This is a genomic window from Isoptericola sp. AK164, from assembly GCF_029643425.1.
Classification (GTDB): Bacteria; Actinomycetota; Actinomycetes; order Actinomycetales; family Cellulomonadaceae; genus Isoptericola; species Isoptericola haloaureus.
Genome location: NZ_CP119106.1, coordinates 1169615 through 1185217, shown reverse-complemented (window position 1 = coordinate 1185217; position 15603 = coordinate 1169615). Strand labels below are relative to the sequence as shown.

The following is a 15603-nucleotide window of genomic DNA, read 5'->3' as shown; positions in this document are numbered from 1 at the left end:
GCCCGGGGCCGCGGCTCCGTAGGCTTCTCCGTCATGGACGACGACGACGTCGGGACCCGGGACACGCCTGCGGAGGTGGACGCGGCCTTCCGCACGCTGCGCCGCGTCTCGGTCGGGTACTTCGTCGTGTTCCTGCTCGGCGTGGCGGCCTTCCCCGTGCTCACCCTCACGCTGGACTGGTGGTCGCAGGCCCGCCTGGTGGGCGGCATGAGCCCGGGCTTCCTCGTCGCCGCGTTCGGCCTCTACCTGTTCTTCGCCGTCCTGGGGATCGCGGCCGCACGGCTGTCCTCGGCCGTCGAGCACCGGATGCTGGGCGCGGCCGAGCAGGGGCCCGACGGCGCGGACGCGGCCGAGGAGGACACCCCTTGACGCTGTCCAGCGGCCTCACCCTGGCCGCCGTGCTGGCCCTGGTGACCGTCGTGGCGGTCGTGATGCGCCCGCGCGGGACCTCGACCGTCGACTTCTACCTCGCCGGCCAGCGCGTGGGGGTGGCGACCAACGCCTGGGCCATCTGCGGCGACTACTTCTCGGCCGCGTCCTTCCTCGGCGTCGCGGCCGCGGTGTACGCCACGGGTCTGGACGGCGCCTGGTACGCCGTCGGGTTCGCCGCCGGGTTCGTGCCCGTGCTGCTGTTCGTCGCCGCGCCGCTGCGCCGGTTCGGGGAGTTCTCCATCCCGGACTTCCTGGGCCGGCGTCTCGGCTCGGAGCGGGTCCGGCTCGTGGCGGTCGGGGTCGTCCAGCTCGTCATCCTGTCCTACCTGGTGCCGCAGACCGTCGGGTCGGGCATCACCTGGGAGCTGCTGGTCGGCCAGGGCGTGGCAGGTCTGAGCCCCTACGCCACCGGCATCGTGGTCTCCACCGCGGTGGTGGCCGCGCTGGTCTCGTTCGGCGGCATGCGCGGCACCACGTGGACGCAGGCGGTGCAGTTCCTGCTGCTGCTCGGCGCGCTGCTGTGGCTCGCCGCCACCGTGCTCGGCGAGGGGTTCCACTACGGCGACGCGGTCGAGCGGATCTCCACCGCCCCGCTGGGCAACCCGGCCCCCGACGGCGGCCTGGCCACCGAGCCGAACGCGCTCCACCCGGGCGAGCCGGCCGTGTTCGGCGAGCCCGGCGCCCGGTACGACGTGCTCGGCCAGCTCGCCCTCATCGTCACCCTGGCGATGGGCACCGCCGGGCTGCCGCACGTGATGAACCGCTACTTCACGTCCCCGACCGGGACGGCCGCGCGCACCACGACCGTGTGGGTGCTGTGCCTGGCCGGCGTCTTCTACGCCGTGGCGGTGATGCTGGGCACGGCGGCCCGCGAGCTGATCCCCCGCGCCGTGGCCGACAACGCGTGGCTCGAGGAGCTCACGGTCGACGGCGTGCTGACGGTCCCCGAGCACGCCCTGCCGGTGCTGGGACGCATCTACGGCGGCGACGCCGGTCTCGGCGTGGTCGCCGCCGGCGCACTCATCGCCGTGCTGTCGACCATCGCCGGCCTGCTGCTGGCCGCCGCGACCTCGTGGGGCCACGACGTCTACGAGCGGCACATCAACCCGCGTGCGACGCAGCGCCAGGCCGTGCTGGCCGGCCGGGTCACCACGCTGACCACGGCGTGCCTCGCGGCCGGCCTGGGGCTCCTGCTCAGTCCCACGACGTTCTCCGCCTCGACGCCGTCCATCGTGGCCACCATGGTCACCTGGGCGTTCGCCATCGCCGGGTCGGCGCTGACCCCCGTGTTCCTGCTGTCGATCTGGTGGCGCCGCACGACGGCGGCCGGCGCCGTGGCGGGGATGTCGACCGGCGTCGCGGTCGCCGTGGGGATGCTCGTCGCCGGGACCGTCGCCGACGGCTCCGTGTGGCCCGACCTGCTGCTCACCCCGACCCTGCTCGCCGCGCCGGTGACCACGGTCGTGACCGTGGTGGTGTCCCGGCGCACGGCTCCCCCGCCGGACGTCGAGCGGTCGTGGCTGATCATGCACGGCACCGCCGCGGACCGGCACGCCGTGGCACTGGCCCGCCTGGTCCTGGCCGAGACCCGGCGACGACGGCGGGAGGTGCGGCGTGCGCGGCGGTAGCTGGCTGCTGGCGGTCGTCCTCGCCGTCGCCTGGGGGCTGGTGTACCTGGTCACCCAGGTGCTGGTCACGCCCCCGCTGGACGTGCTGGCCACCGTCGCCGCCGGCCTCGTGGTGAGCACCGTCGTCGTGCTCGGCTACCCCTCGGCGCTGCGCGGCCCGCGCTCCGGGGCCACGGCCCGCACCCGCGCGTGGCGGCCCGCGTCCCGCCCGCAGGACCCGCGCGGGATGCGCGACGGGCTGACCATCGCCGCCGCCGGCCGGTCCGTGCCGCTGCGCCACGGCCTGACGCGCGACGCGGCCCGCCGCACCGCCCAGCTCATCCGCCCGCTGCTCGGCGGGGACGCCATCGCCATCACCGACACCGAGCAGGTGCTCGCGTTCGTCGGACCCGGCAGCGACCACCACAAGGTCGGCCAGGCGATGCAGACCCGCGTCTCGCGGCTCGCCCTCGGCAAGGGGCGCACCGTCGTCGTGCACGCCCGCGAGGGCATCGGCTGCCCGGAGCCGGACTGCCCGCTGCGTACCGCCGTCGTCGCCCCGCTGGCCGTGGCCGACCGGATCGTGGGCACGCTGAAGGTCTACCGAACCCAGGACGAGCCGGCCCCGCGCGTGCTCGTCGACGACATGGCCTCGATGCTGTCGCTGCACCTGGAGCTGGCCGAGATGGACCGCGAGCGCCACCTGGCCTCCGACGCCCAGCTCGACGCCCTGCGCGCCCAGATCAACCCGCACTTCCTGTTCAACATCCTCAACACCATCGCCTCGAAGTCGCGCACGGATCCCGAGGAGGCCCGCCAGCTCCTGCTGCGGCTCAGCGACTTCTTCCGCTACGCCGTGCGCCAGGACGGCCACTTCGCGGAGTTCAGCCAGGAGTACTTCTTCGTGCGCACGTACGTCTCCCTGGAGCAGGCGCGGTTCGGCGACCGCCTGCGGGTGCGCTACGACATCGACCCGCAGGTGCTGACCTCGCGGGTGCCGGTGCTGGTCATCCAGCCGCTGGTGGAGAACGCCGTCAAGCACGGGATCGCCGACTCCGTGGACGGCGGCACCGTGCACCTGCGCGCCCGCGTGGACCCGCTGACCCGCACGACCTCGATCCGGGTGAGCGACGACGGCGTCGGCATGCCGCCGGAGACGCTGCAGCGGCTGCTGGCCGGGCGCCGGCCCGACGGCGCCGGCCCGGGAGCACGGCACTCCGGGGTGGGCATGTGGAACATCTCCCAGCGCCTCGACGCGCTGTTCGGGGACCGGTACTCGTTCGACGTCGCCTCGCGGCCGGGCAAGGGCACGACCGTCGACCTGCGGATCCCGCTAAGGTGACGCCCGTGCGACCGAAGGCGCTCATCGTGGACGACGAGGCACCCGCCCGGGCCGAGCTGCGCTACCTGCTCGAGGAGGTCGGGCAGGTGCAGGTCGTGGGCGAGGCCACCAACGGCGAGGAGGCCCTGCTGCTGCTGGACTCCCTCGACTACGACCTGGTGCTGCTGGACGTGCGCATGCCCGGCGGGTCCGGCCTGGAGGTCGCCGCCGCGCTGCGCGACCGTCCGCACCCGCCCAAGGTCATCTTCACCACCGCGTTCCCCGACCACGCCGTGGACGCCTTCGACCTGGCGGCCGTGGACTACCTGCTCAAGCCGTTCGACGCGGAGCGGCTGCAGCGGGCGCTGGAGCGGGCGCTGCGGTCCGACGGCGCGGGGGCCGGCGAGCAGGCCGCGGAGCGCTCCGCGGACGAGGACAGCGCGACGAGCCCGCCCCCGCCCGGGCCCCGATCGCCGTCGACCGGGCCGGCGTCGTCCGGACAGCCGTCGTGGCCCGATGACGCCGAGACCCTGGTGCGCATCCCCGTGCAGAAGGACGGTCGCACCGTGCTGGTCGACGGCGACTCGATCGTGTACGCCAGCGCCGCCCGCGGCTACTCCTACCTCAAGCTGGCCGACGAGCGGCTGCTGGTGACGATGTCGCTCAACGAGCTCGAGCGGCGGCTGCGCGGGCACTTCTTCCGCGCCCACCGCTCCTACCTGGTCAACCTCGACCACGTGCGCGAGCTCGTGCCCGACTTCCAGGGCTCGCTCGTCGTGGTCATGGACGACCGGCAGCGCTCGCGGGTCGAGGTCTCGCGGCGTCACGCCCGCGAGCTGCGGCGCCGGTTCGGCATGTGACGCAGGCCGGACGGGGTGCCCGCCGGCGTACCCGGACGCCCGGTTAGGGTGAGGGCCATGACCACTCGCGCTGACGGCCGTACCCCTGACCAGCTCCGCCCCGTGACGATCACCCGCCACTGGAGCGAGAACGCCGAGGGCTCCGTGCTCATCGAGTTCGGCAAGACCCGCGTGCTGTGCACCGCGTCGCTCACCGAGGGCGTGCCGCGCTGGAAGAAGGGCTCCGGCGAGGGCTGGGTGACCGCCGAGTACGCGATGCTGCCGCGCGCCACCAACGAGCGCAGCCCCCGCGAGTCCGTCAAGGGCAAGATCGGCGGCCGCACCCACGAGATCTCGCGGCTCATCGGCCGGTCCCTGCGCGCCGTCGTCGACGTCTCCGCGCTCGGGGAGAACACGATCGTGCTGGACTGCGACGTGCTGCAGGCCGACGGCGGCACCCGCACCGCCGCAATCACCGGCGCCTACGTGGCGCTGGCGGACGCGGTCGCCTGGGGCACCCGCCAGGGCCTGATCACCGCCCGCGGCAAGACCGTGCTCACCGGGTCGGTGGCCGCCGTCAGCGTCGGCATCATCGACGGCACCCCGATGCTGGACCTGCCCTACGTCGAGGACGTCCGCGCCGAGACGGACATGAACGTCGTCACCACCGGCGACGGGGAGTTCGTCGAGATCCAGGGCACCGCCGAGGGCGTGCCGTTCGCGCGCCACGAGCTCGACGCGCTGCTCGACCTGGCCGTGGCGGGCACCACCGAGCTCGCGAAGGCCCAGCAGGCCGCGCTGGCCGAGGACGCCTGAGATGGCCGGCACCGCGGCGTCGGCCCCGCACGGCGCACGGCTCGTGCTGGCCACGCACAACCGCAAGAAGCTCGTCGAGCTGCTGGCGATCCTGCGCGCCGAGCCGGGACTCGACGCGCTGCCGGACGACGCCGTCGTCACCGCCGGGGACCTGGAGGCCCCCGAGCCCGTCGAGGACGGCGTGACGTTCGCCGAGAACGCGCTGATCAAGGCCCGCGCCCTGGCGGCCGCGACCGGCCTGCCTGCCGTCGCCGACGACTCGGGCCTGAGCGTCGACGTGCTCGGCGGGGCGCCGGGGATCTTCTCGGCCCGCTGGGCCGGGCGGCACGGCGACGACGTCGCGAACCTGGAGCTGCTGCTCGCCCAGCTCGGCGACGTCCGCGACGAGCACCGCGCGGCGGCGTTCGTGTGCGCGGCGGCGCTGGTCACCCCGGACGGGCGTGAGGAGGTCGCGCTCGGCGAGATGCCCGGCGTGCTGGTCCGTTCCCCGCGCGGTGAGGGTGGTTTCGGCTACGACCCGATCCTCGTGCCGGCCGAGCAGCCCGCGGGTCCGGACGGTTCACCGGGGACGCGCACGTCGGCCGAGCTGAGCCCGGAGGAGAAGAACGCGATCAGCCACCGCGGCAAGGCGTTGCGGTCGCTCGCGCCGGCGGTCGCCGCCGCGCTCTGACGGCCGGGCTCCCCCGGGACCGTTGTGGGCATGAAATCTGCAGCTCTCCGGTGCCGGCGAGCTGCAGATTTCATGCCCGCACCGGGTGTGCGGTGACGGGCCGGGTCAGGACGCGCCGGGTCAGGGCGCCGGGTCAGGAGGCGGCGCGGCGGCGCTGCGCGAGGGTGGCCAGCAGGCGCCAGCCGATCATCGTCAGCGCCAGGAAGCCCGCCGTGACCAGCGTGAACGTCCAGGCAAAGCCGCCGGTGAACAGCGGGCGCAGCAGCACGCCGAGCGCCACGGTGGCGAACCAGATCGCCACCCCCGTGGGCCAGGGCTGCGCCGGGGCACGCCAGGCGCGCGTCGCCAGCCAGCCGACGGCCAGGCCGATCACGAACGGCGCGGCGACGGCCACGAGGTGCCAGGCGGAGCCGGCCGAGGCGTGGCTCGCCGTCCCGACGAGAGTGAACACGAGGACGCAGACCAGGTCGCACACGACCGCGGGCCAGGCGGGAAGCTTCTGCACGGCGTCGAGGCTACCGGGCGCCGTTGTGGGCATGAAATATGCAGCCTCGAGACCGTCGAGAGCTGCAGATTTCATGCCCACGACGGGGGCAGCGCTGCCGCGGGCGCGTCAGAGGGTGTGCACGCCGTCCGCGACCGCGACCTCGATCGGACCGTCGAACTCCCCGCGCGCCTCGGCCAGCGTCTCAGCAGGGTCCGTCCACGCCGGCAGGTGCGTCAGCAGCAGCCGGCCCACCCCGGCCTCGGCCGCGACACGGCCCGCCCGGCGACCCGTCAGGTGGATGCCGCGCTGCACGCCGTCGTCGCGCCCCTCGAGGAACGCCGCCTCGCACAGCAGCAGGTCCGCGCCCCGCGCCCCCTCGACCAGTCCGGGGCACGCGTCGGTGTCGCCGGAGAAGACCAGGGTCGCGCTCTCCCCCGGACGCTCCGACGACGGCCCGGTCACCCGCACGCCGTAGGCCTCCACGGGGTGGTTCACGGTGAACGGCTCCAGCGTCAGCGGACCGACCTGCACCGCCGTCCCCGGCCGCCAGGTCCGGAAGACGTACTCGGTGGCCATGTCCTCGTCCGGCTCCAGGCCGTACATCGCCGCCGCACGCTCCTGCGTCCCCGACGGGCCGTGCACGGGCAGCTCGCGCGGCACCCCCGTGCGGGCGACGCCGCGCTCGGGGTGGTACTTGAGGTAGACGTACAGCCCGCTCAGGTCCGAGCAGTGGTCCGGGTGCAGGTGCGACAGGCCGATCGCGTCGACGTCCACCGGGTCGACGTGCCGCTGCAGCGGCCCCAGCGCGCCCGACCCCAGGTCCAGCACGACGTTCCAGGTCCGCTCGCCGTCGTCGGCCTGCACCAGGTAGCAGGACGCGGGCGAGTCCGGGCCCGGCAGCGAGCCGGACACACCGACGGTCACGAGTCTCATGCGATGCCCTCCCTGCACGATCGCTGCGGTGCCTCGCTCCGGCACACCTCGTCCCTCGCCGTCCCTCCGCGGGAGCTCCTCGCGCTCATGCGATGCCCTCCCTGCACGATCGCTGCGGTGCCTCGCTCCTCGCGCTCATGCGGCCTCCACCAGGTCGACCTCCGGTCCGAGGAACCGGCGGGCCAGGTCCGCGAACGGCGCCGGGCTCCCGGTCGCGGCGAACCGGTGCACGGGCTCCGCCGCCGCCGGCGACCGCTCGAGGTCGTGCGCCACGAGCTTGCGGTACACGTCCTGGGCGGTCTCCTCCGCCGAGGACACCAGGGTCACGTCCTGGCCCATCACGTACGAGATCGGGCCCGCCAGCAGCGGGTAGTGCGTGCAGCCCAGCACGAGGGTGTCCACGCCGGCCGCCTTGACCGGGTCGAGGTAGCGGTGCGCGATGTCGAGGACCTCCGGTCCCGACGTCGTGCCCTCCTCGACCAGCCGCACGAACTCCGGGCACGCCTGGCTGGTCACCTCGATCCCCGGGGTGACGGCGAACGCGTCGTCGTAGGCCAGGGACTCCACCGTGGCCTGCGTGCCGATCACGCCGATGCGTCCCGAGCGGGAGGCGACGACGGCGCGGCGCGCGGCCGGCAGGATCACCTCGACCACCGGGATGCCCCGGCGCACGGTGTACCGCTCCCGTGCGTCGCGCAGCGCGACCGCCGAGGCGGAGTTGCAGGCGATGACGAGCATCTTCACGCCGTCGTCGACCAGCCGGTCCATCACCGCGAGCGCCATCGCGCGCACGGCGGCGAGCGGCTTGGGCCCGTAGGGGCCGTTCGCCGTGTCGCCGATGTAGTGCAGCTGTTCGTGCGGGAGCTGGTCGAGGATCGAGCGGGCGACCGTGAGACCACCCACCCCGCTGTCGAAGATCCCGATCGGGGCGTCGTTCACGGCTGGCAGCCTAACGTCGCAGCGCGCTGAGCACCGGTTTCGTGAGCGGTGCCACGCGTGGCACGCGCCACAGCGCCGCCCCGCCGCCGCCGCTCACCCCGCGCTGCGACGGGCCCGCAGGTCGGCGAGGAGCTCGTCCATCAGCGACTCCTGGGCGAACCCGGCGGCGACGAACACCCCGCCCCAGTAGACCCGCTGCTCGGCGTCCATCGCCGCGCCCTCGTCGTCGTCCGGGTCGTCGTCGGCGGGGTCGAGGTCGTCCTCGTCCTGCTCGGGGCCGAGCCCGGCCAGGACCTCGGTGTGCAGGTGCTCGACGTCCGCGTCGTCGTCGAGCCCCAGCCGCTCGGCGAGCACGAGCCGGACGTCGGTCAGGGCGGCGGCGAAGTCCTGGGCGTCGTCGCGTGCGACCAGCACCTGGTCGCCGTCCCCGGCGTCCGTCACGGGTTCCGTGGAGGGGTCCACCGTCTCGGCGAAGGCGTGCAGCCGGGCGACCTTGCCCGCGGCCAGGTCGGTCTGGGTCAGGTGCCGGAACTCCGCGGCCGCCTCGGCGTCCTCGCGGTGGGCGTCCGGCAGCAGGCGCTGGACGGCCGGGTCCCGGGGCACCCGGGCGACGCCGGTGAACGCCACCTCGGCCTCCGTGGCGTCGTCGGGCAGCCCGGAGTCCGCGCTCAGGAGACCGGCGACGTCGCGGGCGACCCGGGCCAGCACCTCGCGCTCGACCGGCTCCCAGGTCGCGACGTACCCGGCCGGGGTGGACCGGAAGGGTGTCATGCGCCCTCCCCCGAGCCGCCGGGGGCGTCCGACTGCTGCATCGTGGCCCACAGCCCGAACCCGTGCATCGCCTGCACGTCGACCTCCATGCGCTCCTTGGGCCCGGTCGAGACGACGGCCCGCCCCTCGTGGTGGACCTGCAGCATCAGCCGGCGTGCCTTGGCCTCGGGATACCCGAAGTAGCTCTCGAAGACGTAGGACACGTAGCTCATGAGGTTGACCGGGTCGTTCCACACGATCGTGACCCACGGGTCGGCGAGGCGGGACACCTCCTCGGTGCTGGTGTCCTCCTGCGTCGCCGAGACCGTCATGGCACCACCCTACGGGGAGCGGCGACCGGGGGTCCGGACGCACGCGCCGCGCGGTTGGTCCTGCCCGATCCGGCCCCCGACCCGTACCGTAGGGGCATGACCGACGAGCGACGGGGCAACGGCGTCCCGGCGACGAGCCCGCTGACCGTCCCGCAGTCACTCCCCGCCGCACCTTTGCCGACACTGAGACCTTCCCTGGCCCTGCTCACCGACCGCTACGAGCTGACGATGCTCGCCGCCGCGCTCGCCGACGGCACCGCCCACCGGCACTGCGTGTTCGAGGTGTTCACCCGCCGCCTGCCCGCCGGACGCCGCTACGGCGTCCTGGCCGGGACCGGACGGGTGCTGGAGGCGCTGGCCGCGTTCCGGTTCGGCGACGCCGAGCTGGGCTTCCTCGAGCGCCACCGCGTGGTCGACGACCGCACCCTGGACTTCCTGCGCGGGTTCCGGTTCACCGGCACGATCACCGGGTACGCCGAGGGCGAGACGTTCTTCCCCGGCTCGCCTGTGCTGCAGGTGGAGGGCACCTTCGCCGAGGCGGTGCTGCTGGAGACCCTCGTGCTGTCCATCCTCAACCACGACTCGGCCGTCGCCTCGGCCGCGTCGCGCATGACCAGCGCGGCCGTGGACCGGCCCGTGATGGAGATGGGGTCGCGACGCACCCACGAGCAGGCCGCCGTCGCCGCCGCCCGGGCCGCCGTCGTCGGCGGGTTCGTCGGCACGTCGAACCTCGAGGCCGGCTACCGCTACGGGCTGGAGACCATCGGCACCGCCGCGCACGCCTTCACCATGCTGCACGACGACGAGGCGTCGGCCTTCGCCTCCCAGGTCGCCTGGCACGGGGTCGGGACCACGTTGCTGGTCGACACCTACGACGTGCGTCGCGGCGTCGAGCGGGCGATCGAGGCGGGCGGGACCGGGCTGGGCGCCGTCCGGCTCGACTCGGGCGACCTCGGCGCCATGGCCATCGAGGTGCGCGCTCAGCTCGACGAGCTCGGGGCGACCGGGACCAAGATCGTGGTGACCTCCGACCTCGACGAGCACGCCATCGCCGGCCTCGCCGCCGCTCCGGTGGACTCCTACGGCGTGGGGACCTCGCTGGTGACCGGTTCCGGTACACCGACGTGCGGCATGGTCTACAAGCTCGTCGCCCGCTCCGACGCCGCGGGGCGGATGCAGCCCGTGGCCAAGGCCTCCGCCCACAAGTCGGACCGGGGCGGGCGCAAGGCCGCCGCCCGACGCCTCGACGAGGACGGTCGCGCCCTCGAGGAGGTGCTCTACACCGGGCCCGACGAGGACGTGGTCGCGTGGGAGCCGCGAGCCGGGGGGTCCGGGGACGACGGCGGGCGGCTGCGCCCGCTGCACGTGCCGCTGGTGACCGACGGCGCGACGGACTCGCGATGGGTCGGCGCCTACGGGGTGCAGAACGCTGCCGAGCGGCACGCGTCCTCCCGCGGCGAGCTGCCGCGCGGGGCGCGCCGGCTCTCGGCCGGGGACCCGGCGATCCCCACCGTCGTCGAGTCGCTCGACTGAGCGTTCCGGCCTGACGGCGGGTGCCGGTGGACCGGCGGTCGCCCGGGCGCGACGCCCGGACGACCGCCGACGGTGCTCAGACGTCCGACTCGGCGGCGGCCGGGGTCGGTGCGGTGCCGGTGTCCGCACCGGCCGGGCGGTAGCCCCACATGACGAGCAGGTACAGGCACCCCCCGAGGACGGCGCCGATGACCCACGCGAACCCGCTGAGGACGGCCAGGGCGGGCACCCACACGGCGGCGACGGAGAACACGCCCGCGATGCCGATCGCGGCCAGGGCCCGGACGTTCCATCCCCGGCGGTAGTAGTAGCGGCTCTGCGGGTCCATGCTGAACAGGTCGGCGACCTTCAGGCTGCGCCGCTGGATGACGTAGTAGTCGGCGACGAGCACGCCGTAGAGCGGGGCGAGGATCGCCCCGAGCGTGTCGACGAAGGTCGGCAGCCCGATCTGGCTGATGGTCGCGACCCACAGGGCGCCCACGACGAACCCGACCGCCGCCGTGACGTAGCCGCCCCGGCGGAAGCTGATGCGCTGCGGTGCCAGGTTGGACAGGTCGTAGGCCGGCGGGATGAAGTTCGCGACGAGGTTGATCCCCACGGTGGCCACGACGAACGTCAGCGCCGCGACGATGGTGAGGAAGACGTTCCCCACGAGCCCGACGATGTCGGCGGGGTTGGTGAGCGGGTCCCCCTGGCCGTCCTGCAGCACGATGTACGCGCCCGCGGTGATGAAGAGGCTGAGGAACGTGAAGAACGTCAGGCTCACCGGCAGACCGAGGAAGTTGCCCCGCCGCATCGCCTTCTCGCTGCGCGAGAACCGGGCGAAGTCGCCGAAGTTGATCACGACGGCGGAGAAGTAGGCGATGATCGTGCCGATCACCCCGACGAAGGCGCCGACGGCCGCCCAGCCCTCGACCGAGTCGTTCGTGAAGATCGACCCGACGGCGGGGAGCAGCCGGTCACCGGCCTGGACCCAGATGGCGACGAGCAGCGTGATCATCACGAGGTAGACCGCGGGCCCCGCGAAGTTCAGGAACCGCTCGATCCAGGAGATCCCCCGGACGAACAGCACCACCTGCAGCGCGGCGACGACGACGTAGGAGACCCAGTCGACGAGGTCCATGCCGAGGAACACCGCCAGCTGCGGGTCCCCGAAGATCGCGTCGAGCGCGAGGGCGACGGCGGTGGACGCGAAGTACGTCTGCGCGCCGTACCAGAAGATCGCCACGATCCCGCGGACGAGGGCCGGGAACTGGGCTCCGCGCACCCCCATGCTGGACCGGGCCATCACGGCGTAGGGGATGCCGTACTTCACGCTCGGCTTCCCCGTGAGGTTCACGAGCCAGTTCACGAAGAACCCGGCGATGACGATGGCGGCGAACACCCACCACCCGTTGATGCCGGCGGTGATGAACAGGCTGGCGGCCAGCGTGTAGCCGGCGAGGCTCTGGACGTCGTTCGTCCAGACGTTGAAGATCTCGAACGCCCCCCAGCGCCGACGCTCCTGCGGCAGCGGGCCGAGGTCGTCGTTGTGCAGGGCCGGGTTCGGGTCGGGTCCGACGTGCGTGTCGAACTCCTCCGCGGGCAGGGTCGCGGTCATGGCAGTCTCCAGGGGCAGCGGGGCGGGAGCGGGATGCTCGTCGTCGACGACCTCGTGAGCACCTGGATTCAAGTTATGACTTAACCACGCACCGGCGGTTTCTCGCGGGTAACACCTCTGTGACAGTCGTGAGCCGCCCCCGGCTCACCGCTTGCCGACGAACCAGCCCCGCACCATCTCCACCCGGGAGTCGAGCTGGTCGGCCGTGGCCAGGGGCACCTCGGGACCGCCGCACCGGCGGCGCAGCTCGGCGTGCACCTTGCCGTGCGGGGTGCCGCTCTTGCGCGCCCACGCCGAGACCAGCTTCGACAGCTCCTTGCGCAGGGCGGCGGCCCGGCGGTGCTCCTGCTCGGACTGCTGCAGGGCCGCCTCACGGTCCGTGGCACCGCCGCGCCCCTGGGTCTGGGCCGCCTGGCGCTGACGCAGCAGCGTGGAGACCTGGTCCGCGTCCAGCAGGCCGGGGATGCCCAGGAAGTCCTGCTCGGCGTCGGACCCGAGCTCGCCACCGGTGCCGAACTCGCCGCCGTCGAACAGCACGCGGTCGAAGGAGGCCTGGGCGTCCAGCGCCTCGAAGGAGCCGGTCAGCTCGCCCGAGGCCTTCTCCTCCTTGTTCGCCGCGGCCAGCAGGGCGGCCTCGGGGTCGTACTCGATGCCCTGCTCCTCGGCGGTCTGGGGCCGGTCGAGGGCGTGGTCCCGCTCGGCCTCGAGCTCGTTGGCGAGCCCCAGCAGCAGCGGCACGCTGGGCAGGAACACCGAGGCGGTCTCGCCGCGCTTGCGGGCACGGACGAACCGGCCCACGGCCTGGGCGAAGAACAGCGGCGTCGAGGTGCTGGTGGCGTAGACGCCGACGGCGAGACGTGGCACGTCGACGCCCTCGGAGACCATGCGCACGGCGACCATCCAGCGCTGCGTCCCGGCCGCGAACTCGTCGATGCGCTCGCTCGCGCCGTCGTCGTCGCTGAGCACGACCGTCGGCGAGGTGCCCGTGATCCGGGCCAGGTGCCCGGCGTAGGCACGGGCGTCGGTCTGGTCGGAGGCGATGACCAGCCCGCCGGCGTCGGGCACGGCGCGACGCATCTCGGTCAGGCGCCGGTCGGCGGCCGCGAGCACCGACGGGATCCACTCGCCGCGCGGGTCCAGGGCGGTGCGCCAGGCCTGGGCGTGCATGTCCTTGGTCATGTCCTCGCCGAGGCGGGCGCTGACCTCGTCACCGGCCCGGGTGCGCCAGCGCATCTCGCCCGAGTACGTCATGAACAGCACCGGCCGCACCACGTGGTCGCGCAGCGCGTCGCCGTAGCCGTAGATGTAGTCGGCCTTGGAGCGCCGGATCCCCTCGGCGTCGGCCTCGTAGGTGACGAACGGGATCGAGGCGGTGTCCGACCGGAAGGGCGTGCCGGTCAGGGCGAGGCGTCGGGTCGCGTCCTCGAAGGCGTCCCGGATGGCGTCGCCCCAGCTCAGCGCGTCCCCGCCGTGGTGCACCTCGTCGAGGATCACCAGGGTGGGGGCGGCCTCGGTGCGGGCGCGGTGCAGCGCCGGCTTGGAGGCGACCTGGGCGTAGGTCAGCGCGACGCCGTCGTAGTGGGCGCCGTGCCGGCCCTGGGCGTTCTTGAACGACGGGTCGATGCGGATGCCGACCCGCGCCGCGGCGTCGGCCCACTGGTGCTTGAGGTGCTCCGTGGGCGCGACGACCGTCACGCGCCGGACGACGCCGGCGTCGAGCAGCTCGGTGGCCACGCGCAGCGCGAACGTCGTCTTGCCCGCGCCCGGAGTGGCGACGGCGAGGAAGTCGCGCGCCGACCTCTGGTGGTACAGCTCGAGGGCCTCGGCCTGCCAGGCGCGCAGGTTCGACGCCGTGCCCCACGGTGCGCGGCGCGGGTAGGCCGGGCTGAGGTGGGACGCGGCCGAGACCGACGGGGACTGCGGGAGCGGCTTGGTCGGTTCGGCAGCGGCGGCGAAGAGGTCGACGGACTCGGACTCGGGAACCGGCGAGCTCACGACTCGGAGTCGGAGTTTCCGTCGTCGCCGTCCTGCGGGTCGCGCAGGCCGTCGTAGATCTCCTTGCACACGGGGCACACGGGGAACTTCGACGGGTCACGACCGGGAACCCAGACCTTGCCGCAGAGCGCGATCACGGGCTTGCCGGACATCGCCGACTGCATGATCTTCTCCTTGCGCACGTAGTGCGCAAACCGCTCGTGGTCGCCCGGTTCGGCGGACTGCTCCCGCGTGTCCGGGCGCTCCAGCACGCTCGTCCCCGAGCCGGTGTCCTGCGAGGGGTCGGCGGGCGGGGTGGAGAGGGGCTCGCTCATGGGCTCCATCCTACGTGCCACCCACCGACACCCCGCCGAGAGAGGCGGCGCTGTGGCGAGGTAGGCAATCCTCCGGCGAGGTAGGCAACTCTGCGGCGAGGTAGGCCAGAGCCTCGAGAGCTTGCCTACCTGGCGGAGAACTCGCCTACCTCGCCGCAGAGTTGCCTACCTGGTGGGGAAGTTGCCTACCTGGTGGGGAAGTTGCCTACCTGGTGGGGAAGTTGCCTACCTCGCCGGGCGGGGGCTCGCTCAGAGGCCCTGCCAGTCCGGCTTGGAGGCGTACGTCTGGCGGTAGTAGTCGGCCAGCTGCAGACGCGAGGCGGCCGCCTCGTCCACCAGCACCGTGGCGTGCGGGTGTAACTGCATCACCGTCGCCGGCCATAGCGCCGAGACCGGGCCCTCGACGAGCTGGTGCACCGCCTCGGCCTTGTGCTTGCCCGTGGCCAGCAGCACCAGGTGACGAGCCTCCATGATCGTGCCGAGACCCTGAGTCAGACAGTGCGTGGGCACCCGCTCGACGTCACCGTCGAAGAACCGGGCGTTGTCCACCTGCGTCTGGCGCGTCAGCGTCTTGATCCGCGTGCGCGAGGCCAACGAGGACCCCGGCTCGTTGAACGCGATGTGCCCGTCGGTCCCGATCCCCAGCAGCTGCAGGTCCACTCCCCCGGCCGCCCGGATCGACTCCTCGTAGGCCGCGCACGCCGCCGGCAGGTCCGACGCCAGCCCGTCCGGGCCCCGGACCTGGTCGGCGGGCCAGTCCACCCGCTCGGCGATCTCGGTCGCGATGACGTTGCGGTACCGCTCCGGGTGATCGGCGGCCAGACCCACGTACTCGTCGAGCATGAACCCCCGCGCCTCGGCGAAGGACAGCCCCTCCTCGGCGTGACGGCGGGCCAGCTCGTCGTAGACCTTCAGCGGGCTCGAGCCCGTGGCCAGCCCCAGCACGGTCCGGGGACGACGACGCAGCAACGACTCGATCGCGTCGGCGGCCAGCGCCGCCAGCTCCTGCTCGGGAGCGATGACGACCTCCATGGA

The 15603-nt window shown here is 73.5% G+C and carries 16 protein-coding genes; 7 read left to right on the top strand and 9 right to left on the bottom strand.

The window, feature by feature from the left end; translation table 11 throughout:
- Nucleotides 1-33: 33 nt before the first annotated feature.
- The 6 genes from PO879_RS05350 to rdgB are packed head-to-tail and all read left to right on the top strand — an operon-like array spanning nt 34 to nt 5685.
- Nucleotides 34-369 (top strand): hypothetical protein, encoded by a 336-nt coding sequence (locus tag PO879_RS05350; protein ID WP_278236895.1) that lies wholly within the window; start codon nt 34-36, stop codon nt 367-369.
- Nucleotides 366-2060: a cation acetate symporter gene (locus PO879_RS05345; RefSeq protein WP_278236894.1), complete on the top strand. Its 1695-nt coding sequence runs from the start codon at nt 366-368 to the stop codon at nt 2058-2060. The genes PO879_RS05350 and PO879_RS05345 overlap by 4 nt, the downstream gene beginning before the upstream one ends.
- Nucleotides 2047-3381, top strand: coding sequence for a histidine kinase (locus tag PO879_RS05340; protein WP_278236893.1), 1335 nt, complete (start codon nt 2047-2049; stop codon nt 3379-3381). Before PO879_RS05345 ends, PO879_RS05340 begins: the two co-directional genes overlap by 14 nt.
- 5 nt (nt 3382-3386) lie before the next feature.
- On the top strand, nt 3387-4220 hold the full coding sequence (locus PO879_RS05335; protein ID WP_278236892.1) for a LytTR family DNA-binding domain-containing protein: 834 nt from the start codon (nt 3387-3389) through the stop codon (nt 4218-4220).
- 57 nt (nt 4221-4277) lie between these two features.
- Nucleotides 4278-5015 (top strand): ribonuclease PH, encoded by a 738-nt coding sequence (rph, locus tag PO879_RS05330; protein ID WP_278236891.1) that lies wholly within the window; start codon nt 4278-4280, stop codon nt 5013-5015.
- Between the two features lies 1 nt (nt 5016).
- A complete protein-coding gene (gene rdgB, locus PO879_RS05325; RefSeq protein WP_278236890.1) occupies nt 5017-5685 on the top strand; it encodes an RdgB/HAM1 family non-canonical purine NTP pyrophosphatase in 669 nt (222 codons plus the stop codon).
- A gap of 133 nt (nt 5686-5818) precedes the next feature.
- On the opposite strand, the gene PO879_RS05320 is transcribed toward rdgB, so the two are convergent.
- The 5 genes from PO879_RS05320 to clpS form a co-directional block, all read right to left on the bottom strand.
- Entirely contained in the window at nt 5819-6190 is a 372-nt protein-coding gene (locus tag PO879_RS05320; protein ID WP_278236889.1) for a DUF3054 domain-containing protein, read from the bottom strand.
- 108 nt (nt 6191-6298) lie between these two features.
- On the bottom strand, nt 6299-7105 hold the full coding sequence (locus PO879_RS05315) for an MBL fold metallo-hydrolase (RefSeq protein WP_278236888.1): 807 nt from the start codon (nt 7103-7105) through the stop codon (nt 6299-6301).
- Between the two features lie 135 nt (nt 7106-7240).
- Nucleotides 7241-8044 (bottom strand): glutamate racemase, encoded by an 804-nt coding sequence (gene murI / locus PO879_RS05310; RefSeq protein WP_278236887.1) that lies wholly within the window; start codon nt 8042-8044, stop codon nt 7241-7243.
- A 93-nt stretch (nt 8045-8137) separates the two neighbouring features.
- Nucleotides 8138-8815: a DUF2017 family protein gene (locus tag PO879_RS05305; protein ID WP_278236886.1), complete on the bottom strand. Its 678-nt coding sequence runs from the start codon at nt 8813-8815 to the stop codon at nt 8138-8140.
- Nucleotides 8812-9126 (bottom strand): ATP-dependent Clp protease adapter ClpS, encoded by a 315-nt coding sequence (clpS, locus tag PO879_RS05300; protein WP_278236885.1) that lies wholly within the window; start codon nt 9124-9126, stop codon nt 8812-8814. Before clpS ends, PO879_RS05305 begins: the two co-directional genes overlap by 4 nt.
- A gap of 96 nt (nt 9127-9222) precedes the next feature.
- Between clpS and PO879_RS05295 the strand changes: the two genes are divergently transcribed.
- A complete protein-coding gene (locus tag PO879_RS05295) occupies nt 9223-10659 on the top strand; it encodes a nicotinate phosphoribosyltransferase (RefSeq protein ID WP_278236884.1) in 1437 nt (478 codons plus the stop codon).
- Nucleotides 10660-10735: 76 nt separating this feature from the next.
- On the opposite strand, the gene PO879_RS05290 is transcribed toward PO879_RS05295, so the two are convergent.
- The 4 genes from PO879_RS05290 to nagB form a co-directional block, all read right to left on the bottom strand.
- Entirely contained in the window at nt 10736-12259 is a 1524-nt protein-coding gene (locus PO879_RS05290; RefSeq protein WP_278236883.1) for an NCS1 family nucleobase:cation symporter-1, read from the bottom strand.
- A gap of 144 nt (nt 12260-12403) precedes the next feature.
- Complete coding sequence (locus PO879_RS05285; RefSeq protein ID WP_278236882.1) at nt 12404-14254, bottom strand: DEAD/DEAH box helicase; 1851 nt, start codon at nt 14252-14254, stop codon at nt 12404-12406.
- A complete protein-coding gene (locus PO879_RS05280; RefSeq protein ID WP_278236881.1) occupies nt 14251-14568 on the bottom strand; it encodes a DUF3039 domain-containing protein in 318 nt (105 codons plus the stop codon). The genes PO879_RS05285 and PO879_RS05280 overlap by 4 nt, the downstream gene beginning before the upstream one ends.
- A gap of 249 nt (nt 14569-14817) precedes the next feature.
- On the bottom strand, nt 14818-15600 hold the full coding sequence (gene nagB / locus PO879_RS05275) for a glucosamine-6-phosphate deaminase (RefSeq protein ID WP_278236880.1): 783 nt from the start codon (nt 15598-15600) through the stop codon (nt 14818-14820).
- Nucleotides 15601-15603: the final 3 nt, after the last annotated feature.